This window comes from Saccharothrix tamanrassetensis, assembly GCF_014203665.1.
GTDB classification, from domain to species: Bacteria; Actinomycetota; Actinomycetes; order Mycobacteriales; family Pseudonocardiaceae; genus Actinosynnema; species Actinosynnema tamanrassetense.
The window spans coordinates 49,832-72,185 of the sequence record NZ_JACHJN010000011.1 but is presented as its reverse complement, the minus strand read 5'-3'; the positions used below and the strand labels follow the sequence as shown (position 1 = coordinate 72,185).

At 71.2% G+C, this 22,354-nt stretch carries 18 protein-coding genes; 10 read left to right on the top strand and 8 right to left on the bottom strand.

The genetic code is table 11. From position 1 onward, the window contains the following. Window positions 1-90: 90 nt before the first annotated feature. Complete coding sequence (locus tag FHS29_RS29650) at window positions 91-1,050, top strand: TolB family protein (protein WP_184696288.1); 960 nt, start codon at window positions 91-93, stop codon at window positions 1,048-1,050. A gap of 603 nt (window positions 1,051-1,653) precedes the next feature. On the opposite strand, the gene FHS29_RS29645 is transcribed toward FHS29_RS29650, so the two are convergent. From FHS29_RS29645 to FHS29_RS29635, 3 genes are read right to left on the bottom strand one after another with little or no spacing between them, the layout of a single operon-like run. Further along, window positions 1,654-2,871: a rhamnosyltransferase WsaF family glycosyltransferase gene (locus FHS29_RS29645; protein ID WP_246440995.1), complete on the bottom strand. Its 1,218-nt coding sequence runs from the start codon at window positions 2,869-2,871 to the stop codon at window positions 1,654-1,656. Then, the gene (locus tag FHS29_RS29640; protein WP_312865158.1) at window positions 2,868-4,307 is read right to left on the bottom strand and encodes a lipopolysaccharide biosynthesis protein; all 1,440 of its coding nucleotides are present in this window, start codon (window positions 4,305-4,307) and stop codon (window positions 2,868-2,870) included. Before FHS29_RS29640 ends, FHS29_RS29645 begins: the two co-directional genes overlap by 4 nt. Then, window positions 4,292-5,341 carry a glycosyltransferase gene (locus FHS29_RS29635; RefSeq protein ID WP_184696286.1) on the bottom strand — a complete coding sequence of 350 codons (1,050 nt, stop codon included), beginning with the start codon at window positions 5,339-5,341 and terminating at the stop codon, window positions 4,292-4,294. The genes FHS29_RS29640 and FHS29_RS29635 overlap by 16 nt, the downstream gene beginning before the upstream one ends. 148 nt (window positions 5,342-5,489) lie before the next feature. Here FHS29_RS29635 and FHS29_RS29630 point away from each other — a divergent pair, with 148 nt between their 5' ends. From FHS29_RS29630 to FHS29_RS29620, 3 genes are all read left to right on the top strand, one after another. Then, a complete protein-coding gene (locus FHS29_RS29630) occupies window positions 5,490-6,353 on the top strand; it encodes a glycosyltransferase (protein WP_184696284.1) in 864 nt (287 codons plus the stop codon). 12 nt (window positions 6,354-6,365) lie between these two features. Continuing rightward, on the top strand, window positions 6,366-7,622 hold the full coding sequence (locus tag FHS29_RS29625) for a hypothetical protein (RefSeq protein ID WP_184696282.1): 1,257 nt from the start codon (window positions 6,366-6,368) through the stop codon (window positions 7,620-7,622). A gap of 65 nt (window positions 7,623-7,687) precedes the next feature. After that, entirely contained in the window at window positions 7,688-9,016 is a 1,329-nt protein-coding gene (locus FHS29_RS29620) for a beta-propeller fold lactonase family protein (RefSeq protein WP_184696280.1), read from the top strand. Window positions 9,017-9,040: 24 nt separating this feature from the next. On the opposite strand, the gene FHS29_RS29615 is transcribed toward FHS29_RS29620, so the two are convergent. From FHS29_RS29615 to FHS29_RS29605, 3 genes are read right to left on the bottom strand one after another with little or no spacing between them, the layout of a single operon-like run. Beyond that, window positions 9,041-9,883 carry a transporter substrate-binding domain-containing protein gene (locus FHS29_RS29615; RefSeq protein ID WP_184696278.1) on the bottom strand — a complete coding sequence of 281 codons (843 nt, stop codon included), beginning with the start codon at window positions 9,881-9,883 and terminating at the stop codon, window positions 9,041-9,043. 11 nt (window positions 9,884-9,894) lie between these two features. After that, a complete protein-coding gene (locus tag FHS29_RS29610) occupies window positions 9,895-10,560 on the bottom strand; it encodes a hypothetical protein (RefSeq protein ID WP_184696276.1) in 666 nt (221 codons plus the stop codon). Window positions 10,561-10,620: 60 nt separating this feature from the next. Then, window positions 10,621-11,820, bottom strand: coding sequence for an MFS transporter (locus FHS29_RS29605; RefSeq protein ID WP_184696274.1), 1,200 nt, complete (start codon window positions 11,818-11,820; stop codon window positions 10,621-10,623). A 95-nt stretch (window positions 11,821-11,915) separates the two neighbouring features. On the opposite strand from FHS29_RS29605, the gene FHS29_RS29600 reads away from it, so the two are divergent. The 3 genes from FHS29_RS29600 to FHS29_RS29590 all read left to right on the top strand — a co-directional run bounded on the left by FHS29_RS29600 (window position 11,916) and on the right by FHS29_RS29590 (window position 16,514). Further along, on the top strand, window positions 11,916-12,695 hold the full coding sequence (locus FHS29_RS29600; RefSeq protein ID WP_184696272.1) for a WecB/TagA/CpsF family glycosyltransferase: 780 nt from the start codon (window positions 11,916-11,918) through the stop codon (window positions 12,693-12,695). Between the two features lie 23 nt (window positions 12,696-12,718). After that, the gene (locus FHS29_RS38305) at window positions 12,719-14,737 is read left to right on the top strand and encodes a glycosyltransferase (RefSeq protein WP_376774483.1); all 2,019 of its coding nucleotides are present in this window, start codon (window positions 12,719-12,721) and stop codon (window positions 14,735-14,737) included. 244 nt (window positions 14,738-14,981) lie between these two features. Further along, window positions 14,982-16,514, top strand: coding sequence for a serine/threonine-protein kinase (locus FHS29_RS29590; protein WP_312865156.1), 1,533 nt, complete (start codon window positions 14,982-14,984; stop codon window positions 16,512-16,514). A gap of 93 nt (window positions 16,515-16,607) precedes the next feature. Here the strand turns inward: FHS29_RS29590 and FHS29_RS29585 are convergent, their stop codons facing one another. Continuing rightward, window positions 16,608-17,393, bottom strand: a complete 786-nt coding sequence (locus FHS29_RS29585) for an enoyl-CoA hydratase/isomerase family protein (protein WP_184696267.1) — start codon at window positions 17,391-17,393, stop codon at window positions 16,608-16,610. Between the two features lie 76 nt (window positions 17,394-17,469). Between FHS29_RS29585 and FHS29_RS38300 the strand changes: the two genes are divergently transcribed. Together FHS29_RS38300 and FHS29_RS29575 are read left to right on the top strand one after the other, a co-directional pair. Then, entirely contained in the window at window positions 17,470-17,712 is a 243-nt protein-coding gene (locus tag FHS29_RS38300) for a hypothetical protein (protein ID WP_312865155.1), read from the top strand. Between the two features lie 354 nt (window positions 17,713-18,066). Next, on the top strand, window positions 18,067-18,582 hold the full coding sequence (locus FHS29_RS29575) for a LuxR C-terminal-related transcriptional regulator (protein WP_246440993.1): 516 nt from the start codon (window positions 18,067-18,069) through the stop codon (window positions 18,580-18,582). A 96-nt stretch (window positions 18,583-18,678) separates the two neighbouring features. Here the strand turns inward: FHS29_RS29575 and FHS29_RS29570 are convergent, their stop codons facing one another. Continuing rightward, window positions 18,679-21,495 (bottom strand): ATP-binding protein, encoded by a 2,817-nt coding sequence (locus FHS29_RS29570; protein ID WP_184696263.1) that lies wholly within the window; start codon window positions 21,493-21,495, stop codon window positions 18,679-18,681. A 321-nt stretch (window positions 21,496-21,816) separates the two neighbouring features. Here FHS29_RS29570 and FHS29_RS29565 point away from each other — a divergent pair, with 321 nt between their 5' ends. Continuing rightward, on the top strand, window positions 21,817-22,260 hold the full coding sequence (locus tag FHS29_RS29565) for an SRPBCC family protein (RefSeq protein ID WP_184696261.1): 444 nt from the start codon (window positions 21,817-21,819) through the stop codon (window positions 22,258-22,260). Window positions 22,261-22,354: the final 94 nt, after the last annotated feature.

Here is a 22,354-nt window from a genome sequence, read left to right as displayed (position 1 = left end):
CCCCGATCCACGTTTACCCTGAGTGCGTCACCGCAAGGTGTTGTTACTCTGAAATCGGCCGACTCGCGCCTAGTCGTTACAGGTGGTGACATGGACTTGGGCTCTCGGCGCGTCGTGCTCGCCGTCAGCGCCATCGTACTGGTCGTGGCGGCCGGCGTGGTGTATGTAGCCGGCGTCGTGCGGGACCGACCGGTGACACCGGTGGCCTCTGTGGACGCGGACCTGATGTTCGTGGAGCTGGCGGACGGCCGCAGTCGGGTCGAACAGGTGGCGCTGGCCGACCCGCAAGCCCGCGGCGGCACCGAAATGGCTTGTCAGCGCGTGTACCGGGCCGGTGGGACCACGGTCTGCCTACGCCTCGCCGGGCCGGGTCCGACCTATGCCGCCGAGGTCTCCCGGGAGGGTGGTGCGGTGCGAACCGTGCCGCTGCCCGGTGTGCCGAGCCGGGCCAAGGTCTCGGCTTCGGGTCAGGTCGTGTCGTGGACCTCCTTCGTGACGGGCGACTCGTACTCGGTTCCCGGCGGCTTCTCGACCCGTACCGGGTTCCTGGACCTGCGCAGCGGAGAGGCCGTCGAGTCGCTCGAAGGCTTCACGGCCGAGATCGAGGGGAACGTCCACACGGCACAGGACGTGAACTACTGGGGACTCACCGTGGGCGCGGACGACCGGACCTTCTACGCCACCCTCGCCTCCGGTGGCTTCACGTGGCTCGTGAAGGGCGATCTGGTCGACCGCCGCGTAACGTCACTGCGCCGCGACGCGGAGTGCCCTTCGCTGTCGCCCGATGGCACGAAGATCGCCTACAAGAAGCGGATCGGCCGACTGGGCCCGTGGGACTTGGCGGTGTTGGACCTCAAGACGGGGGAAGAACGCCGACTACCGGGCACGGCAGGCATCGACGACCAGGCGACCTGGCTGGACGACGACCGTTTGGCATTCGCAGCGGTACCCAAGGGCACCAAGCTGTCCGCCATTCACGTAGTCCCCGCCGACGGCTCGTCCGACGCCAATCTCCTCATCCCGGACGCAACTTCCCCCTCGCCTCTCTGAGCCCTGCCCTCTCGCTTAGCTCCAAGGCTTTCTGTCTTACCCCTGACCGCTACCCCTTGCTGCACAACGCCTCAATGCGCGCCCGCACACACCTGTGTCTTCGTGTTCTCCCCGTATGGCCTGCGCGCAGCGAACCGCGCTGGTCCTTGGGGTGCAAGCACGCTTTTCGCTTGCGCCCCGAGGATCAGGGTGGTGGTCTTTGACCAGGCCATGCGGGGAGAACACGACCGCCCTTTCTTTGTTCTTCCTCCCCGGAGTTCTGCCAAGCGGCGAGCGTCGCTTTTCTCTTTGACCGGTAGCGATCCAGCACCGAGTCGCCCACTGATCCCGCTGAAAAGAAGAAGAGCGTCCTCGCCGGACGGGCAGACCACCAAGGATGAGGGGCAAAGCTCTTCGAGCTTTGCGGGTGGTGCTGTGTGTCATCCCCGTACGGCCTGGTCAAAAGACAACCACCCTTGTCTTGGGGGTGCAAGCGAAAAGCGTGCTTGCACCCCCAAGACAAGCGCGGTTCGCTGCGCGCAGGCCGTACGGGGATGACACACAGCACGGCAGAGGTGTGGGCTGGCGCACGGCTGCGGGCGGTGGAGGTGTGCCTGTTGCCGGTCAGACCAGTAGTTCCCGCCTGAGCACTTTCTCCAGCTCGTGGCCGGCCGCGTCCCATGATCTGCTGGACACGCTGGCGGAGGCGGCCTGCGCGACGGTCGCGAAGTCGGGCGTGGTCACCACGTCGGACAGCGCGCGCGCCAAGTCGTGCGGTGTGGCCGGCGCGTAGCGCACGTGGTCGTTGTCGAGCACGACCCGGTTGTGCACGGCGTCGTTGACGACCGGTAGGCAGCCGGCGGCCAGCATCTCGTGAGGCACCAGGGAAACGTTGGTCATGGACAACGTCAGCCCGGCGTAGCAACGGTTGTAGATGTCGTTGAGCCGGTCGGGGGAGACCAGGCCGTGGTCGACGTGGCGCGGGCCCAGGGTGCCGATCTTCTCGCCGTAGGTGTGGATGGCGATGTCGGGGTGCCGTTCGGCGAACAGCTCCAGCGCCAGCAGGCCGATCTCGATGGCCCGACGGGGCGCGAGCCGTCTGGCGTAGAACACCACGCCGTCCCGGACGGTGTTCTCCTGGAGGTGGTAGCGGTCCGCGTCGCAGCCGAAGTCGAACCAGTCGGCGGCCATGCCCTGCTCGGTGCGCAGCTTCTCGGCCAGGAAGCGGCCGGCGGTGAAACCGTGGAAACCCATCCGGTAGGTGTTCTCGGCCAGCGCGGACAGGCCGCCGACCGGGAAGAACCACGGCTCGTAGTCCTGCACGAGGTAGAACCGCTTGCCCGCGCACGGGTCGTTGAACGCCGGGTACGCGGTCATCCAAGCGGACGCGAACACGGCGTGCGCGTCGGCCATGCCGTCCGCCACGTCGAGGACCGGGCCCCGGAAGCCGGGGTACGCCGACCGGATGACGGGTTCGTGGTCCACCGCGCGGCTGCCGTACACGTCGTACAGGTACAGCCGGCAGGTGTGGCCCAACGACTCCAAGTGCTGGATGAGCCGGAACATCGTGGTGTGGCCGCCGGAGCCGGGCGCGGGCGGCGTGCTCACCCAGTTGACGACCAACGAGCCATCGGCCGGGATCGGCGGTACCACGACGGGCTTGTGGGCGGTGATGTCGGCGGCACGGACGTCCTCCAGCCGCACCGGGAACACCTCGGAGTCCGCGCCGAGCCGCTTGGCGGCGGTGCGCAGCGCACGCGCGCCGAGCTGCCGCACACCCTCTTCCCGCACGATCCGCGAGACCTGGTGCGCGCGCCGCTGGAACACCTGGACAGCCCTCACGCCTTACCCCTTCGCAGCAGACTCAGCGCCTCGTGGCGCAGAGGGAAGACCACGGCGGCATAGGCCAGCAGCGACAGCGTGCCGCCGACGACCAAGCGCCACAACGCGTTCGGGACGAACCACTGGACGGTCTCGGCCACCACGACCATCACGACGCCACCCAGTACCGGGCGTGCCACCGCGGCACCGAGCGTGCGCGCCTTCACGCCGTAGGGCCGGAACGCGATGAGGTACGCGGGCACGATGAACACCAGCACCACCACGCTCTGCGCCAGCGCCACACCCCGGATCCCGTCCAGGTGCGCGCCCAGCGCCAGCAACGGCACCAACGCCGCCAGCCACACGACGTGGATGACCAGGATCGCCCGCGACCGCCCGGCACTGGCCAGGTAGTCGTAGCCGAGCTCCAACGCCACCCGCATCGCACCCAACAGCACCAGAGCGGCGAGCGCGGCGGCGGTCGGAGCCCAGCGCTCGCCGTAGACCGTGCGCACCAACGGATCCGCCAACGACGCCAGCAGCACGCAGGCGGGCACCGTGAACAGGGCCAACAGCCCCAACGCCCGCGCGAACGTGCGCTGGAACAGGTCCGGGTCGTCCCGGACCTTCGAGAACGCGGCCAGCGACACACTGCGCACCGGTTGGGAGAACGCGCCCACCGGCCAGTTCGCCAGGTTCGTCGCCAGCAGGTAGTACCCCAGCGGCAACGTGCCGAGCACGCTGCCGACGATGATGCTGTCCACGTTCAGCACGCCGAACACCAGCAGCGACGCACCCGCCAGCGGCAGCCCGAAGCCGAGGACCTCCTTGGCCCGCGCGCGGTCGAACCCGGGCCGGTACCGCTCCTTGGTGAACAGGAACATGACCACGGCGGCGGTCAGGTTCGTCGCGATCCGCGACCAGGCGAGGCTCCACGCCCCGAACCCCATGAGCGCCAACACGACCACCACGGCGGTGCCGACGACGAACGCCGCCGTGTCCGCCGCGAACTTGTGGTCCTGCCGGAACTCCCGTTGCAGCAGGGCACCCGGCACGGCCGACGCGCCCGCGATCACCAGCGCGACCGACATCAGCTGGATGACGCCGGTGGCCTGCGGCGTGTCCATGGCCTCCGCGAACCACGGCGCGCCCAACACGCAGATGCCGCACAGCACGCAGCCGGACAGGATCGACAGCGTGGTGACGGTCGGCGCGAGGTCCTTCACCGGCCCGTCGGTGCGGACCAGCGCCACGCTGACGCCCATCTCGCTGACGCTCAGCACGATGTTGAGCACCACCAGCGCGACGGCGAAGACGCCGAACTGCTCGGGCGCGATCAGCCGCGCCAGCAGGATGCCCACACCGACCTGGGACACCCGTTGCAGCAGGCTGTTGACGGCACTCCAGCGGATCGCCGAGGTGACCTTGCCCTCCAGGGTGGTCACTGTCCGCGCCACTTCCAGATCTGCTTGTCCAGCAGGCCGCGGCCGCGCTTGACCAGGTGCGCGCCGACGAACACCTGCGTGCGGCTGCACAGCGCGGGGCCCAACGCCTTGCGCCGTCTCAACGCCCGGTACTCGGGCAGTCGCTCCGCGTGCGGGTAGACCGCGCGGGCGAACTCCACCAGCTCCTCGGTGGGGATCTCGGCCAGCTTGTCGCGGTCGTACGCCCGGACGGCCCGCCACAGCGCGTCCTTGGCGATGGACCGGTCGGCGAGGTGCTTGAGCCGGGGCGGCAGGTCCGGGTGTTCGGAGAAGAACCGGTCGAACACGGCCTGTCGCTGCTCCAGGTCGGCGAACACCGACGAGAACTGGGTGCGGAACATGCTCTGCTGGTGCACGCGGTAGTACGCGGCGGGCTTGCCGCGCACGTACCCGATGTCGGAGACGGCCGCGATGCGCATCCACATCTCCAGGTCGCCGGCGTGCGGCAGGTCCGGCCGGTAGCCGCCGACCTGCTGCTGGACCGACGTGCGCACCACGGCTTCCGGTGACGACAGCACGTTCTGCCCGGTGCGGCAGCGGCTCTCGATCCAGTCCACACCGGACCAGACGGTGCGGCCCGCCGGCGGTGTCATGACGGAAGGCAGGGCATCGTGGTCCGAGTAGTAGACCACCCGCCCGTACACCATCCCGACGTTCGGGTTCGCCTCGAAGACCTCGGCGGCACGGGCCAGCGCGCCCGGCGCCAGCAGGTCGTCGGCGGACAGCAGCACGGTGTAGTCGGCCTTGGCCCACTCCAGCAGGCCCTCGTTGTAGGTGGCGATGTGGCCCTGGTTCACCTCGTGGCGACGGCCTTCGACACGCGGATCCCGGGTGAGTTCCGCCATCACCTCGGGCGTCTCGTCGGTCGACGTGTCGTCGATGACGAGCACGCGCACGTCCACGCCTGGCTGGTCGAGCACGCTGCGCACACACGCTCGGAGGAACCGCGCGTAGTTGTAGCAAGGGACGACGACGTCGACCGTGGGTCGTGTCGGGGCTTGAGTCACGTCCTAGACATCGGTGGCGGCGACGGATCGTTAACCGCCCGCCGGCAACTCCGGTGACGGATCGTCGACACCGGGCCGTACTGTGATCACCGTCCGGATAACGGTGGGCCCGCGATCCCGATGTACCGGGCAACGGGAAGGGGTCGTGATGGACCACGTCATTCTGACGCGCTTCAACCTGCCGTCCGTCGGTGCGGAGAGCATCGTGCGGGCGCGGGAGGGGTGGCTCACCGAGCGCGTCGGGCTGTTCGAGCGGTACTGCCTGCCCTCCGTGCGCGCGCAGACGTCCGAGAACTTCGAGTGGATCATCTACTTCGACCCGGAGAGCCCCGAGTGGCTCAAGGACCGCATCCGCGAGCACGGCGGCACCTACACGCCGGTCTTCCGCGAACAGGTCAGCCGCGAGGAGTTGATCGAGGACATCACGAAGCTGTTCCCGACCAAGGGCGACGCGCTGATCACCACCAACCTGGACAACGACGACGGCCTGGCCGCCAACTTCGTCGCCCGGCTCCAGGCGCACCGCCCGCAGTCGACCCGCCGCACCGCGCTCTACCTGGGGAACGGCCTGGTCAAGAGCCCGGAAGGGCTGTTCGCGCACCACGACCGGGACAACGCCTTCGCGTCCGTGCGGGAGAGCTGGGACGCGCCGATCACCTGCTGGGCGGACTGGCACAACCGGCTGCACCGGCACGCCGACGTGGTCTCGCTGGGCGGCGCCCCGGGCTGGCTCCAGGTCGTGCACGGCGGCAACGTGAGCAACCGGACGCGCGGCCGGCTCGTGTCGCCCGCCCCCTACCGGCCGCTGTTCGGCGACGCCCTGGACGACGTGCCCGAGCCGGACGGCAGGGTGCTGGCCCGCGACCGGTTCGTCGGGCACCCGCTGCGGGTGGCCCGGGACGGGGCCAGGTACCTGGCCAAGACCACGGCGATGCGACTGCTCGGTCCCGGCGGGTTCGAGAAGGCCAAACAGGTCCTGGCCGCGCGCGGCCGGACCAAGTCACCGAGCTGAACGGAAATGCCCATGGCTCGTGCCCGCTCGATCCTGGCTGTGCTGCTTCTCACGTCGGCGTGCACGGCGGAGGCCACCCCGCCGCCCGTCCCGCAGGCCGTCCCCCCGCCGCCGGGTCCGGTGGTCGAGTACTACGAGAAGTGGGCGAACGGCCCCAACCCGACCGGTGACCCGAAGGTCTTCCCGATCAACGTGTGGATGCAGGACCCGTCCTCGGTCGAGAACGGCGGCAAGATCGGCAAGGCGTACCCGGAGATCGGCATCGACTTCGGCATCGGGCTGTGGGAGGACGAGTGGTGGTACCTCCGGCAGGAGGGTCTGCTGGAGACCGGCTGGCGGGTCTACGCCGACCCGAAGCGCGTCGACGCGGTGCTCGCGGACACCGCGCACGCGCGCAACTACGTGGGGTACCTGATCGCCGACGAGCCGGACATGAACAAGGTCTACGGCGACGTGTTCCACCCGGACATGCAGCCGTCCGCGATCCTGGCCAAGGCCGACCGGACGCGCGCCAAGGACCCGTCCCGCCCGACGTACCTGAACTTCGGGGTGTGGATGGGCACACCCGGCGGCGGCGTCGGCTACGGCCACATCGAGAAGTCGTACGAAGAGGACATGCGGACGTACTGCTCGGCGGCGGACATCGCGTCGGCGGACTACTACGGGTGGACGCACCCGGACCGCGGTGACCGGGTGGGGGCGTTCAGCTACGGCGAGGTCATCGACACCATGCGGAAGTGGTGCGGGCCGGACAAGCCGTTGTACGGGTTCATCGAGACCGGGCACCCGCACACGCACGGCGAGACCATCACGCCGGACCAGCTCGAGTCCGCGGTGTGGAACACGATCCTGCACGGAGCCACGGGCATCAACTACTTCGCGCACAGCTTCTACACCGAGGGTAAGGGCGAGTACTCCAGCGTGCTGACGCGACCGGAGATCACCGCGCGCGTCAAGGCGGTGAACGCGCGGCTCAAGTCGCTCGCGCCGGTGCTGAACGCGGCGAACCTGCCGGGGGTGTCGGCGGAGAGCGGCACCGACATCCCGGTTTCCGTGCTGCACAAGGAAGCCGAGGGCGGCAAGTGGGTGATCGCCCAGACCGACGGCGACACCGCGCACCCGCGCAGCGGTTCCGCGCGGGTGGAGATCACCGTGCCGGTGTCGTCCGGGACGGCGACCGTCGTGGACGAGAACCGGACCGTGCCCATCGAGAACGGGAAGATCGTGGACGACTTCGGGCCGTACCAGGTGCACGTGTACCGGTTCTAGCTAACGGACCGGGTCTCTACGGCGATTGGGGCAATGCGTGACCCTGTCGACATGGAGGCCGACCGATGCTCAGAACAGACCGGCCCAGCACTTTCCGCAGACCCATGGCGCTGAGCGGGGCGGTGGCGCTGGGAGCGGCTCTGCTGCTGGCGCCCTCCGGGACGGCGGTCGCCGCGCCGAACCGCGTCCTCGGCTACATCGCGAACAACGGTGGCGGGGTGTCCGTACTGGACACCGCGACCGACACCCTCACCAGCACGCTGTCCGACTCCAACGGGGATTCCCCGTACGGCGTGGGCGTGGCGTTCGACGGCGCGCGCGGCTACGTGACGAACGTGCGCGACGACACGCTGACCGTCATCGACACGCCCACCAACACCATCGACGCGGTCGTCCCGGTCGGTGACGGTCCGGCGGGTGTGGTCGTGTCGCCCGGCGGCAGCCACGTCTACGTCTCGAACTACCTCGCGGGAACGGTTTCCGTGGTGGACGCGGCCACGTTGACCGCGACCGAGACGATCCCGGTGGGCCCCAACGCGGACGGTGTCGCGCTGACGCCGGACGGTACGCGCCTCTACGTGGCGCACGACGTGGTGGGCGCGGGCACGGTGTCCGTGGTCGACACCACGACCAACACCGAGATCACGGAAATCCCCACCGGCAACACGCCGACCGCCGTCGCGGTGACGCCGGATGGTACGAAGCTGTTGGTGGTCAACAAGTTCTCCAACAACGTGGCCGTGGTGTCGGTGGCCGGCAACGCCGTCGTCGGGACCATCCCGGTGAGCTTCACCCCGCACGGCATCGCGATCTCACCGGACGGCTCCCGCGCGTTCGTCACCAACAGCGAGGGCGACACGCTCTCCGCGGTGGACGTCAACGCGATGGCCCCGGTCGCCGCGGTCCCGGTCGGCGACCGGCCGATCGGTGTGGCGCTCACGCCGGACGGCGCCAAGGCGTACGTGACCAACTTCAACAGCGGAACGGTATCCATTGTGGACACCGCATCCCTGTCGGTGGTCGGCACGCTCGCGGTCGGCACCAACCCGGTCGGCGTCGCCATCCACGCCGTGCCGCCCGCCCCGACCAAGCTCGTCGCCGGCCACGCGTCACTGCAACTGCGGTTGCTCGGGTTCACCGTGCGCGGCATGAACGCGAAGCTCACCGAGTCGCACACCGGGAGACCGGTGGTCGGCAAGACGGTCGCGTTCCGCACCGTCAAGGGGCACCCGCTGTGCACGGCGGTGACCAACTCGGTCGGCAAGGCCACCTGCAACGCGGACGTGCCGCTGCTGGTGGGTCTGGCGACGCTGCTCCGGGGCTACACCGCCGCGTACCCCGGCGACGTCACGCACGGCCCGTCCGTCTCGCACGGCACGATCGGCTTGCTGTAAGGCGACTGCCGGCTCGACCCGTGCTCACGTGCACGGGTCGAGCCGGTACGGGTCCGGTCGGTAGGTCTCCGAGGGGATGTCGCCGAAGTTCGTCCGGAAGAACTGGTCCCACAGGCCGTTGGTGATGAACGTCCGGATGCCCTCGGTCATCCGTTCGCACAGCTCGCGGTCACCCTTCGGCAGGCCGATGCCGTAGCGCTCCTTCGTTCCGAACCGCAGGTCGAGCACCTCCAGGCCCGGCGTCTGCTGGGCGAAGCCGCGCAGGACGAGTTCGTCGGTGGACGCGGCGTCCACCTCCTGGCGCAACAGCCGGTCGACGCAGCCGCGCGTGCTGTCGTCGGTGGTCGTGGTGACCTTGCCCTTGAGCGAGCCCGAGTTCAGCTGGGCGTACGACGTGCTGTCGGTCTGCGCGCACACCGTCTTCCCGGCCAGGTCGTCGATGGTCTCGATGCGCTTGTCGCCCTGGCGCACCATCACGCCCTGCTGGGTGACCAGGTACGGACCGGCGAAGGAGATCCTGAGCCGGCGCTCGTCGGTGATCGAGAACACGTGCACCACCAGTTCGACCTCGCCCGCGACGAGCGCGTCGACCCGGTGCGGGACCAGCACGTCCACCTCCACCGGGGTGAACTTCGGCTCGGTGTTGTTGCCCAGCCACTGGTACAGGTCGACGTCGAACCCGCGCCGCACGTGCGACTTGGGGTCGAACACCGCCATGCCCGGGATGTCCGTGCCGACGCCGACGTTGACCGGGTGCGACGCCGGCTTCGGGTCGGCCGACCGGGCCGGCTGCTGCGCGGGCGGCGCGGTGCACGCGGCCAGTGCGACCAGCGCGACGAGTGCGGCGGCGACCCTGTTCGTGGTCATCCGGGTTCCCCTCAGTTGTAGAGGACGGCTTCGCTCAGGCCGAGGTCGACGGTGCAGGCCTGGTCCGGCATGGACAGCGCGATCAGCACCCGCGCCTCGCGGGTGGTTCCTGCCAGGTCGAGCCGGACCTCTCCGCCGGGCAGCCGCCCTTGCAGCGGCGGGTCCTTGCGGCCGTCCCGGACGAGCGTGACGGTGAGCTGCGCCGAACCGACGCAGTCGCCCACGGACTCGTGGTTCACCAGGACCGGCGTGATGAACAGATACCGCCGTTCGGGTGGCGTGCCCGGAACGCGGAAGCTGGCCTGCTCACCGTCGGTCATTTGATTGCCATTGGATATTTCCGCCAAATCGGTGACCGGCACGTCCGGTTTCACCACGACCAGCCAGAAGAACAGACCGGCGATTGCGCCGATCGCCGCACCCGCCGCGGCGAAAATCCAGCGCGGCAGCGGTTTGCGGGGTCCTTGCCGACGTGGTTCCGCATTCCTGCGGCCCGAGGAGTGCTGCAACCCCAGCACCGCCACGACCAACGAGACGGTCCCGACCAGCACGGACACCGCGTCGGCGATGCCCTGCCCCTTGTTGCCCAGCAACAGCAGCCACACCACGAAAGCGGACACGCCGAGCAGCAGCGGGACCGCCCACAACAGCTGGATCACCCACCACGGACGTTTCAACGGCGACTCCGGATCGCTTCGCTGTGACGCGTCCACGATATCGGTCCGGTGGGTGCGGAATCAGGACATTCGCCAAGCCAGCACGATCGCCAGCGCCAATGCGCCGATCGCCGCGTGAACGGCGGTGCCGAACGCGGCGAACTGGAGCAGGAAGCCGAATCCGACCGAGGAGACCAACCGGGTGAGAGCCTGGCCCGTCTGCACCACGGAAAGACCGGACGCGCGCAGCGATTCGGGCACCAGGGCGCTCACCTGAGCGGACAGGACCCCGTCCGTGGCGGCGTAGAACAGGCCGTGCAGCAGCAGGGCGGCGCCGACGCCGAAGTACCCGCTGTCCGGGGCGAGCAGCAGGAGGTAGACGGCCAGCAGCAACACGTGCCCGGCGAGGAAGACCGGCCGGCGCCCGACCTTGTCCGCGAGCCGGCCCATCGGCGCGGCGGCCACCAGGAACACCAGGGCCGTGCCCAACGGCATCAACGGGAGGTAGGCCAGCGGGATGCCGGTGGCCTGCTGCACCAGGATGAAGACGAACGCGTCGGACACCGTCGCCAGCCCCAGCACGGCGGCGGTGATCGCGACCTTGCGGTAGCCCGCGTCCTTCAGCAGGGCCAGGCCGGCCTTGACCGATGGCTTCGGCCCCCGCTTCGCCTCGCCGGCGTTCTCCCGCACGAACGCGATCAGCACGATCAGCCCGACCACCGCGAAGCACGCGCTGATCACGAACACCGGACCGGCCACGATGCCGATCTGGGCCAGCAGCAGGAACGTGATCAGCGGGCCGAGCAGCGCGCCCACCGTGTCCATGCTGCGGTGCAGGCCGAACGCCACGCCGAGCCGCTCCGGGGGAGTGGCCAGCGAGATCAGCGCGTCGCGCGGCGCGGTCCGCAGGCCCTTGCCCGCGCGGTCGGCGGCCATCGTCGCGCCGATGCCGAACGCGTTCGCGCCGACCAACGGGAAGAGCAGCTTGGTGACCGCGGACAGTGCGTAACCGGCGCCGGCGACCGCCTTGTGCCGGCGGGTGCGGTCGGAGAGGTGCCCGCCGACGAGCCGCAGGACGGCCGTCGCGCCCGTGTACAGACCGTCCAGGATGCCGAACTGCGCGTAACCCATCTGCAGCGTGTAGAGCAGGTAGACCGGCATGAACGCGGTGATCATCTCGGCCGACACGTCGGTCAGCAGGCTCACCGTGCCCAGCGCCACGACGGTGCCGGGCACCTTGCCCTTGACCCGTTCCGACGGCCGGACGGAAGCGACGTACATGACCTCGTTATCGGTTACCGCCGGTAGCCGTTACCGCGTCGTCGATCACGTCCTCCACCGGTAACGGGGACCTGCCCGAACCCGATGACGCGGGTATGCCGCAGATCCCGCCGCCCCACGTCCGGGTGGGTGCCGTCGACGTGTGGTCCGTCAGCGAATCCGGTGTCGCCGACCACGTCGCGCGGGCGTGGCAGCAAGGCGAGGGCGGCGCGATCGTCACCGCGAACGTGGACATCGTCCGCGCCGCGACCCGCACCCCCGGACTGGCCGCGCTGGTCGCCGAGTCCGAAATGGTCGTCGCCGACGGCATGCCCGTGGTGTGGGCGGGCCGGCTGGCGGGCGTCCGGGTGCCGGAACGGGTCACCGGGGCGTCCCTGGTGTTCACCCTGTCCGAGGCCGCCGCGCGGGAGGGCCGCTCGGTCTACCTGCTGGGCGGCGACGAGGGCATCCCGGAGAAGGCGGCCGAGGTGTTGCGGGCGCGGTACCCCGGACTGCGGATCGCGGGCACCGACTCGCCGCCGTTCGGCTTCGACACCGACCCGGCAGCCACCGCGGAAGCCGTGGCGAAGGTCGTGCAGGGCAAACCGGACCTGGTGTTGGTGGGTCTGGGTTTCCCCAAGCAGGAACGGCTGATCAGGCTGCTGCGCGCGGAACTGCCGCAAGCCTGGTTCCTGGGCTGCGGCGCGGGCATCCCGATGGCGGCGGGCGAGTTCCGCCGGGCGTCCGGCGTGGTGCAGAAGATGGGCGCGGAGTGGCTGCACCGCCTCGCCCTCGAACCGCGCCGGCTGGCCAAGCGCTACCTCCGCGACGACCTGCCGTTCGCGTTCCGCCTGCTGTCCGACGCCCTCCGCCTCCGCTTCAGCCGGGAGAAGTGACCGTGCCGCTCGCCGTGGTCGTAGTGACCTATCACAGTGCCGACGTGGTGGAGGAGTGCCTCCGGTCGATCGCCGTGGCGCTGGAGTCCGAACCGGACGGCCGGGTGGTCGTGGTGGACAACGCGTCCACCGACGACACGCGGGACGTGGTGGCGCGCGTCGCGCCGGACGCGCAGATCGTGGCGCGGCCGACGAACGACGGTTTCGCGGCGGGCGTCAACGCCGGGTTCGCCGCCGCGCCGGACTGCGACATCCTGGTGCTCAACCCGGACGTGCGGCTGGAGCCGGACGCGATCGCGGTGCTGCGCGCCACGCTCGCCCTGCCCGGCACCGGCATCGCCGCACCCCGGTTGTTCAACGCCGACGGCACCCAGCAGCTGTCCCTGCGCCGCGCGCCGAACCCGTTGCGCGCCCTGGGTGAGGCTGTGCTGGGCGGCACCCGTGCCGGCCGCGTCGAGGCGTTGGGCGAAGTGGTGGTGGGTCAGCGCCACTACGAGACGGCGGGCGCGGCGGACTGGGTGACCGGAGCCGCGTGGATGGTCTCCCGGGCGTGCCGGAACGCGACGGGAACGTTGGAGGAGCGGTACTTCCTGTACTCGGAGGAGACCGAGTACATGCTGCGCGCCGGCGAGCGCGGGTACGGCATCCGCTACGAGCCGCGCGCCCGTGCCGTCCACTTGGGCGGCGAGCAGTCCACTTCGCCCGTGCTGTGGTCGATGGCCACGACGAACCGCGTGCGGATGATCCGCGAACGCCGCGGCCGTGTGGCGGCGTTCGCGATGTGGTGGGCGGTGCTGCTCAACGAACTGCTCCGGGCGCCTCGCGAACCAAAGCACCGGAAGGCGGTCGGCGACCTCCTGCGCTGGCGGAAGTGGCCGGGTCGGTCCGGTGAGGCGCACGGCTGGATCTGCTTCTCCGCCCAGGACTGGTGGTACCACAACCGGGCGCACTCGGACTTCCAGCTGATGCGGTCCGTCGCCGAACGCCGGAAGGTGTTGGTGGTCAACAGCATCGGCATGCGGATGCCGACGCCCGGCAACAGCACGCACGTGGCCCGGCGGATCCTGCGCAAGCTGCGCAGCGTGGCGAAGTTCGTCCGCGAGCCGCTGCCGAACTTCTACGTGATGTCCCCGTTGCCGCTGCCGTTCTACGGATCGCCGTTCCTGCGCAAGGTGAACGCGGTGCTGGTGCGCGCCCAGGTCCGGCTGGTCGCGACCGCCCTGCGGCTGCGCACACCCGTGATCATGGTCACCATCCCGACCGCGTGGGACGTGGTGGCCCCGATGCGCAAGCACAGCCTGGTGTTCAACCGCTCCGACCGGCACTCCGACTTCCCGGAGGCCGACCGCGCGTCGATCGAGGCGTTGGAGCACCGGCTGCTGGAGCACTCGGACCACGTCGTCTACGTCAGCCACGCGCTGATGGAGGAAGAACGCCCGCGCACCGGCGACCGCGCCCACTTCCTGGACCACGGCGTGGACGTCGACCACTTCACCGCCCGCCCGGAAACCGAGTGGCCGGCCGACATCCGGGCCGTCGACGGCCCGCGGATCGGGTTCTTCGGCGCGCTGGACGACTTCGTGGTCGACTTCGACCTGCTGGAACGCCTCGCGGCGGAGCTGCCCGACGCGTCCCTGGTGCTGATCGGCGACGCCACGCACCCGATGGAGCGGTTCGACAAGTACCCGAACGTGCACTGGCTCGGCTTCCGGCCCTACGACACGATCCCGGCCTACGGCTCGGCGTTCGACGTGGCGATCATGCCGTGGCAGGACAACAGCTGGATCAAGCACTCCAACCCGATCAAGCTCAAGGAGTACCTGGCCCTGGGCCTGCCGGTGGTGAGCACGGACTTCGCCGAGCTGGCGGCCTACACCGACCGGGTGCGGGTGGCGGGCGGCCACGCGGAGTTCGTGGAGGCGGTGCGGCGGAGCCTGGCCGAGGGAGGCCCGCGCCCGGCGGACGCCCTGCGCGCGTCGGTGACCCGGTTCTCGTGGCACTCCAGGGCGGCCGAGCTGGTGGCCCGCGCCGAAGCGCGCTGACCGCCCCGGGACGAACTCGCGGCGTGGCGGCCGGGGGCGGGGCTCGTCGACGACCCCTGGCCGGGCCGCTTGCACCGGCGCTGGGCCGGACCGCCGACGACTCCGGACCGGGCTCGCCGGTGGTGGCCGGGGGTGCGGACCGGGCCCGGTGGCGCGCGCCGGAGCGCAGCCGGCTGCGGGCTGTGGTGCGTAGAACTACCCGACTTCGCGGACCTGGGCCCCGGACGCCTCTAATGTGGGTGTCGTGCAGCCACTGCCTCCGAACGCCCCTCCGCGGATCGGCGACTACACGCTGCTCGCCGCCCTGGGCCGAGGCGCGATGGGATCCGTCTACCTCGCCCGCTCGCGCGGCGGGCGGCCGGTCGCCGTGAAGGTGGCGCGCGCCGAGCTCGCGGACAACCCGGAGTTCCGGGAGCGGTTCCGGCGCGAGGTCGAGATGGCGCGGTCGGTCGGCGGGTTCTGGACGGCCACCGTGGTCGGCGCGGACCCCGACGCCGACCGGCCCTGGATGGCCACCGAGTACGTGCCCGGCCCGACCCTCCACCAGGCCGTCCAGGACTACGGCCCGCTGCCCGAACGGGCCGTGCGGCGGCTCGCGGGCGGGCTGGCCGAGGCGCTGGTCGCGATCCACGGCGCGGGGCTGGTGCACCGGGACCTCAAGCCGTCGAACGTGCTGCTGGCCAACGACGGGCCGCGGGTCATCGACTTCGGCATCGCGCGGGCGATGGAGCACTCGGCGCTGACCGAGGCCGGGATCGTGTTCGGCACGCCCGGCTACCTCTCGCCCGAGCAGGTCGTCGGGTCGAAGATCTCGCCGCAGAGCGACGTCTTCGCGTTGGGCTCGGTGCTGGTGTACGCGGCGACCGGGGCCGGGCCGTTCGGCGAGGGCGCCACGTCCGCGCTGGTCTACCGGGTCGTGCACCAGGAGCCGGACCTGAGCCGGGTGCCGCCGGGCCTGGTGCCGCTGATCGTGCCGTGCCTGGTCCGCGAGCCGCTGCACCGGCCCTCGCCCGCCCGGCTGCTGGAGCTGATCGGACCGCCGTCCAGCGAGCCGTCGTGGCTGCCCGCGCAGATCCGGACGCTGGTCGAGCAGCGGCACACCGAGCTGCGCGAGCTGCCCGCGAAGCCGCCGACCAGGGTGCTCGCCGAGGAGCGCAAACCGCCGACCCGGCTGCTGGTGGAGGACCCGCCGCCCGCCGCGGCGCCGGCCGTGCCGAAGGTCGTGCCGCCGAGTGGCCCGATCCGGCCGTACACGCCGCCGTCGAAGAAGAGCGGGGTGCAGTTCAAGACGTCCCGGGCGGTCGGCCTGGGGTGGACGGCCGCGCACGCGTTGGCCGCGGTCGTCTGCGGCTCGATCGCCGACTCGGCGTCCGGCGCCCAGAGCGGGGTGCGGTTGGCGGCGTTCCTCGCGTTCGGGGTCTTCGCGCTGGTCGCGATCAGGCTGCTGGTGGGGACGGTGAGGACGCCGCTGACCATCGACGTCGGACCGGACGGGATCACCGTGTCCAGCGGCGAGCAGAAGCGCCGACTGCCGTGGTACGCGATCTCGCGGGTCAAGGTGGAGGGGCCGAACTCGCGGCCGTGGGTGGTGGTGTGGCTGGTCGGCGCGGCGCAGGTGCCGGAGACGCTGGGGCGCGGCAGCTTCCAGTCCTACAAGGGCGGCCTGCGGGTCTACCCGATCTCGCACGAGCGGTACCGCAAGCGCCGGGAGCGGGACGTGGCCGAGCTGCGGTCGGCGTTGGCCTGGTACGGGCCCACGGTCTACGACGCCCGTTGAGGCGCCTGTCCGGACGCACCCGGGCCCTGGGCGGTGGTGAGGCGGGTCCGACGGCGCTGGAGCCGACTCGGAGGCTGCCGGCGCGGGTGGCGGTCAGCGACCGCTGAACGTGGCCTTGCCCGGCCCGTCGGCGAGGAACGACCGGACGCCGCCCTGGAGGTCCTCGGTCTCGAACAGGTCGGCCGCGATGGAGGTGATGTGCTCGTTCGCCTCGGCCACGCCGCCGCGCTCGTAGTGCGCCAGCACCTGCTTGGTCGCGGCGTGCGCCATGGTCGGGCCGGCCGCCAGCGACTGGGCGAACCGCAGCGCGGCGTCGTCGAAACCCTCGTCCGGCAGCACGCGGTTGACCACGTTCCACCGTTCCAGGGTCGACGCGTCGTAGCGGTCGCCGGTCATCACGAACTCCTTGGCCCGCCCCACGCCCGCGCGCGCGGCCAGCCGCTGCGTGCCGCCCATCGTCGGGGTCAGCCCGATGACCTTCTCCACCAGGCCGAACTGCGCCCGTTCGGCGGCCAGCAGGACGTCGCACGCCACCGCGACCTCGAACGCCCACGTCAGGCACAGCCCGTGCGCGGCGAACACGGTCGGGAACGGCAGCGCGGCCACCCGGTCCGGCAGGTCCAGCATCTGGTCGAACAACGCCTTGGCCCGAGTCCGGCTCTGCTGCGCGGCGAACAGGTTGACGTCCACCCCGCCGCTGACCACCTTGCCCTCGGCGCGCACCAGCAGCGCCCGCGCGGGCCGGTCCTCCAGGTCGCCGATCGCGCCGTCCAGCAGGTCTTGGAGTTCGGCGGTGTAGAGGTTCAGCGGGGGAGCGTCGAAGGTGAGCACGGCCAGACCCGCCGCGTCCCGCTCGACGCGGACCTGTTGCGCTGCCACGGGCGTGGACTTTACACGCGTCCGGAATGAGTAAAAGCAGGTGTCCGAACGGCCCAATCGCGCGGACAATTACGCGGTGCACAACCGGACCGTTCCGCGCGCGCCCGCCGACGACCCGGAGGCCGTCGAGCTCATGCGCACCTACCTGACCGACATCATCGACCGCCACCACGGCCGTCCGGCCACCGACGCGGAGGTGGACCAGGCGGTCGTCGAGGACCCCGTCGACGACCTCGACGCCTTCTTCGTGGCCCGCCACCACGGCCGGCCGCTGGGCTGTGCCGGGTCCGGGTGGTCAGCCCGGAAACCGCCGAGTTGAAACGGCTGTTCGTCCATCCGGCGGCGCGTGGGCTGGGCGGGGGAGCAGCCTGCTGGGCGCGGTCGAGGACGCCGCCGTCTCGATTGGTGCCGCCGCCGTCCGCCTGGACACCCGCGCTGACCTGGTCGAAGCCCGGAAGCTGTACGCGCGGCACGGTTACCGTGAGGTAGCACCGTTCAACAGCGACCGCTGTGCGGAGCACTGGTTCGAAAAGCGGCTATAGGGCCTATCAGGTTTTGGAATCCCCCATGTGAGGTGTCTCACTTGACAGTGAATAGGGCCCCCAGTTGAGTATGTGGCGAAGTCGGCCGCGGATATGAAATGGGGATCAGTCCAGTGGCTTTCGCCGTCGAGTTGACATTTCGTGATGCGCGCCAGGTACGTAGATCCATTCACCTCGCCCATCGCGAATACTGGCGTCCGCTCGCCGAGCAGGGCGTGCTGGTGGGCACCGGACCGTGGGCGGACGGCTCGGGGGTGCTGCTGATCTGCCAGGTGCCCGACGAGGCGGCGGCCCGCGACCTCGTCCGGGGCGACCCGTACGTCCGGTCGCAGTCCATCGCCGAGGTGCGCATCCGGCAGTGGCACGTGCTGCTGGGCGTGCCGGAGGGCGAACGGGTGCCGGGCATCGTCCGACCGCGGGACGGGCAGAGCGCGGAGGCCCGTGCGCGCGAGCCGTTGACGCCGCACGAGCACCGCATCGCGCTGATGATGCTGGAGGGCATGACCAACCGGCAGATCGCCGAGCACTTCTCGGTGTCCACCCGGGCGGTCGAACTCCACATCACCCGCATCTACCGCAAGCTCGACATCGGCCGCCGAGCGCAGCTCGCCGCCGCGATGCCGTGGGGCCAGCGGTCGTACCTGTAGTACTTCGCAGTGCTTCGCGCGTCCGGGGCCGGGGCCGGGGAGAACGCTCTCCCCGGCCCCGTTCGCGGTGGAGGCCGGGCGTGCACCCGGCCGCGCCTAGGCCAGCAGCTCCGCCCGTGACGCCACACCGAGCTTGCGCAGCACCCGTGCCACGTGCTGCTCGACGGTCCGCGGCGACAGGAACAGCACGTCGGCGATCTCGCGGTTGGTCCGCCCCTGTGCCAGCAACCGCGCCACGTCCTGCTCCCGCGGCGACAGCGCGTTGCCGTACCCGCGCCGCCCCCGCCGCGAAGGCATCGCCACCCCGGTCCCGCGCACCAGGTGCCGGCACCTGGCCGCGTCACGGCCGGCGCCCAGCGCCTCGAACCGGTCGGCCACCTCGCCGAGCGCGGACACCGCCGAGGCGTCCCCGCTCTCCAACCCGCACAACGCGATCCGCTCCGACAGCGTCGCCGAGTAGTACGCGAGCCCCAACGCGTCGGCGGCACGCCTCGCGTCCCGCAACAGGAACACCGCGTCGTCGTCCCGCCCCATCGCCACCAGCGCCCGGCACACCTTCAGCGCCACGTGCGCCAGCGGCGCGTCGCGGTCGGCGACACCCGCGGTCAGCTCCTCCACCAGCTCCACCGCGTCCTCCAGCCGCCCCGCCGCGCAGTAGGCGTCCACGGCGGCCGGTGCCAGCTCGCCCGTCCACGCCCACACCCCCTTGCGCCGCACCAGGTCCAGCCCCAGGTCGGCCTCGGCGCAAGCGCGCGTCAGGTCACCGCGTTCGAACCACAGCCGGGCCAGCGGGGCGAAACCGCCCAGCGCCACGGGCGTGATCGAGTTCTCCACCGACCGGACGCCGCTCTCCGCGAGGTACCGCTCGGCCTCGTCCCAGTCGCCCCGTGCCACCGCCAGGCAGCCCAGCACCAGCGAGATCTCACTGGCCACCGGCAGCAGTTCGCGGTACTCGTCCAGCAGCCGCCCGGCCCGCGCCACCAGCGATCCCCAGTTCCCCGAGTACCAGTCCAGGTGGATCCGCGTCGACTGTCCGGTGCTCGCGGTGAACGGCACGCCCGCGCCGACGGTCAGCCGCAGCCCTTTGTCAAGGAAGTCGTGGGCCAGGTCGAAGTGCCCGACCAGCGCGCAGGCGTCCGCGAGGTTGCAGTTGGCCCGTGCCAGGTGCCGCCGGATCTCCACGTCGGCCGACGAGGCGGGCAGCCGGTCCAGCTCGGACACCACGCTGTGGTCGCCGATCGACAGCCGGGAGCCGAGCTCGTTGGCCAGCAGGGAGTACCGGACCTCCGGGTTCTCGCAGGACTCGATGTACGAGTCGACCACCCGCATCCACCCCAGGTGCTCGTGCAGCGGCGTCGCCCCGATGAACGGCTGGCCGAGCACGGCCCGTGCGCGCATCGCCAGCTCCGGCTGGTCGGCCAGCTCCGTCACGGCCTGTTCGAGGTGCGAGCGCGCCTGCACCGTGCCCTCGAACTGCCGGATCAGCAGGAACCCGAGGTTCATCCGCACCTGGCCGCGCGCGGAGCGGGACAGCCGGCGGTCGTCGAGCAGGCGTTCCAGGGTGGCGCGCGGGTCGTGCTGGTCGATGCCGCCGCGCGCCACCAGGCCCAGCTTCACCGCCAGTCTGTCGACGTCGGACGGTGCCGGCGACGCTTCGTCCAGCAGCCGCTGGTAGAGCCGGGTCGCGGTGGAGGGGTCGCCGACCTCCAGCGCCCGGTCGGCGGCGGCCTCGCAGTTGCGCAGCCACTCGGTGTGCCTGCCGGCCTTGAGGCTGTGCTCGGCCAGTTGTATGAACGGCCGCGGCGTCACGTTCGCCAGCGCGCTCGACGCCCGCAGGTGCAGCCGCTGCCGTTCCGGCCCGGTCAGCGTGTCGTAGACCGCCTGCTGCGCCAAGATGTGCCGGAACCCGTACCGCATGTCCGCGGCCTCGTGGAGGACCCCGCTGCGCAGGGCGTGCGTCAACGCGGCCCGCGCCCGGTCCGGCTCCACCGCGCCGACCTCGGCCAGCAGCTCCTCCTCGGCGGGTACGCCCAGCACCGCGGCGGCCTGCGCGATCCGCCGCCCGGTGGTGGTCAGCCGGTCCAGCCGCTCGGCCATGGCGTCCCGCAGCAGCGCGGGCACCGCCACCTCGTCCAGCAGCCGCCAGTCCGGGTCGCGCAACGCGCGCAGCACCTCCTCCACCACGAACGGGATGCCGGCGGTGCGTTCGTGCAGCCGGGCGGCGAACTCGGCGGACACCCCGTCGACGTCCAGGATCGCCGCGGCCAGGTCGTGCACCTGCGCCGCGTCCAGCGGGGACAGCCCGACCACCACCCCGGTCACCCCGGCGGGCGGGCGGTAGGCCCTGCCCAGCGGCATCCCGCCGGGCGAGTCCTCACGGCGGTAGGTCACCAGCACGGTCAGGTCCGGCGGCGGGTCGGCCATCAGGAACCGCAGCAGGTGCCGGCACCCGTCGTCGGCCCAGTGCAGGTCCTCCACCACCAGCAGCACCGGTCCGAGCGCGGCGACCACCTCCCGCACCGCGCGGAACAGGTGGTGCCGCTCGTGCCGGGGGTCCTCCGGGCGCGGCGGAGGGTCGGGCAGCCGGTCGGCGATCTCGGGCAGCAGCGGGCGCAGCACGCCGGTGACGGGGCTCAGCGGCACCCGGCCGAGCAGTCCGGCGACGGTGCGCAGGGCGTCCAGCACCGCCCCGTACGGGAACGGCTCCCGCAGCGGCTGGCAGAACCCGGTCAGCACGCGCAGCGGCGTCACCTCCGGGCGGCGCAGCAGCTCCCGCACCAGCCGGCTCTTGCCCACGCCCGCCTCGCCCTCCACGAGGGCGACCGCCGGCTGGTCGGCGACCGCGCCGAGCAGCGCGGCCAGCTCGTCGCCCCGGCCGACCAGGACGGGAGAGCTGGTGCGCGGTGGCGTCATGCGGACCCTCCCGGAGATCGGCGGGCCCCGGCGGTAGAACCCGGATCGTTCACGGGCAGCACCCCTCGCGTGCACGGCGGAGATCGTCGACCGTCGGTCCGTTCGGCCCGATCGAGGCCGGAACCCTTCGGAATGCATTCCGAGAGCTGTCCCGGCGCGCTGTGCGGATCAGTCGTGGACCGCTCGTGGAACGTGGGTCATGTCACGAGACTAGGCCATCCAGCGGCTCTCGCCGAACACTCCTACCGGTCGGTAACAAAGATCCGTCAACGGCACCCGAGCCGGTAGTTTCCGGCTGCCCGACCGGGGAATCCGCAGGACATGGTAGAGGTGAGCCTGCGGATTGCGGCACCGGCGGACCAGGTCTTCGCGGTGCTGGCGGACGGCTGGTCGTACGCGAGCTGGGTGGTGGGCGCGGCCCACATCCGGGAGGTCGACGGGGACTGGCCCGCGCCCGGCTCCCGGATGCACCACAGCATCGGTCCGTGGCCGCTCCAGGTGAAGGACACGACCAGGGTCCGTGCCGTGGAGGACCGGCGGGCGCTGGAACTGGACGCGGGCCTGTGGCCGCTGGGCCAGGCGCACATCCGGTTCGAGCTGTCCGAGTCCGGCGGGGCGACGACCGTGCGGATGAGCGAGGAAGTGTCGAAGGGACCGCTCTCCCTGCTGCCCGCGCCCGTTCAGGCGGTCATGCTGGCACCGCGCAACCGCGAGTCGCTGCACCGGCTCGCCGACCTGGCGGTGCGGCGGGAAGCGAAGCAGTGATCGTTTGACGTCTGCGATCGCCTGACGGCTCGCCGAGCGGAGCCGCCGGGCGAACGCCGCGAATGACCCGGTGCGGCGATGACCCTGTGCCGGG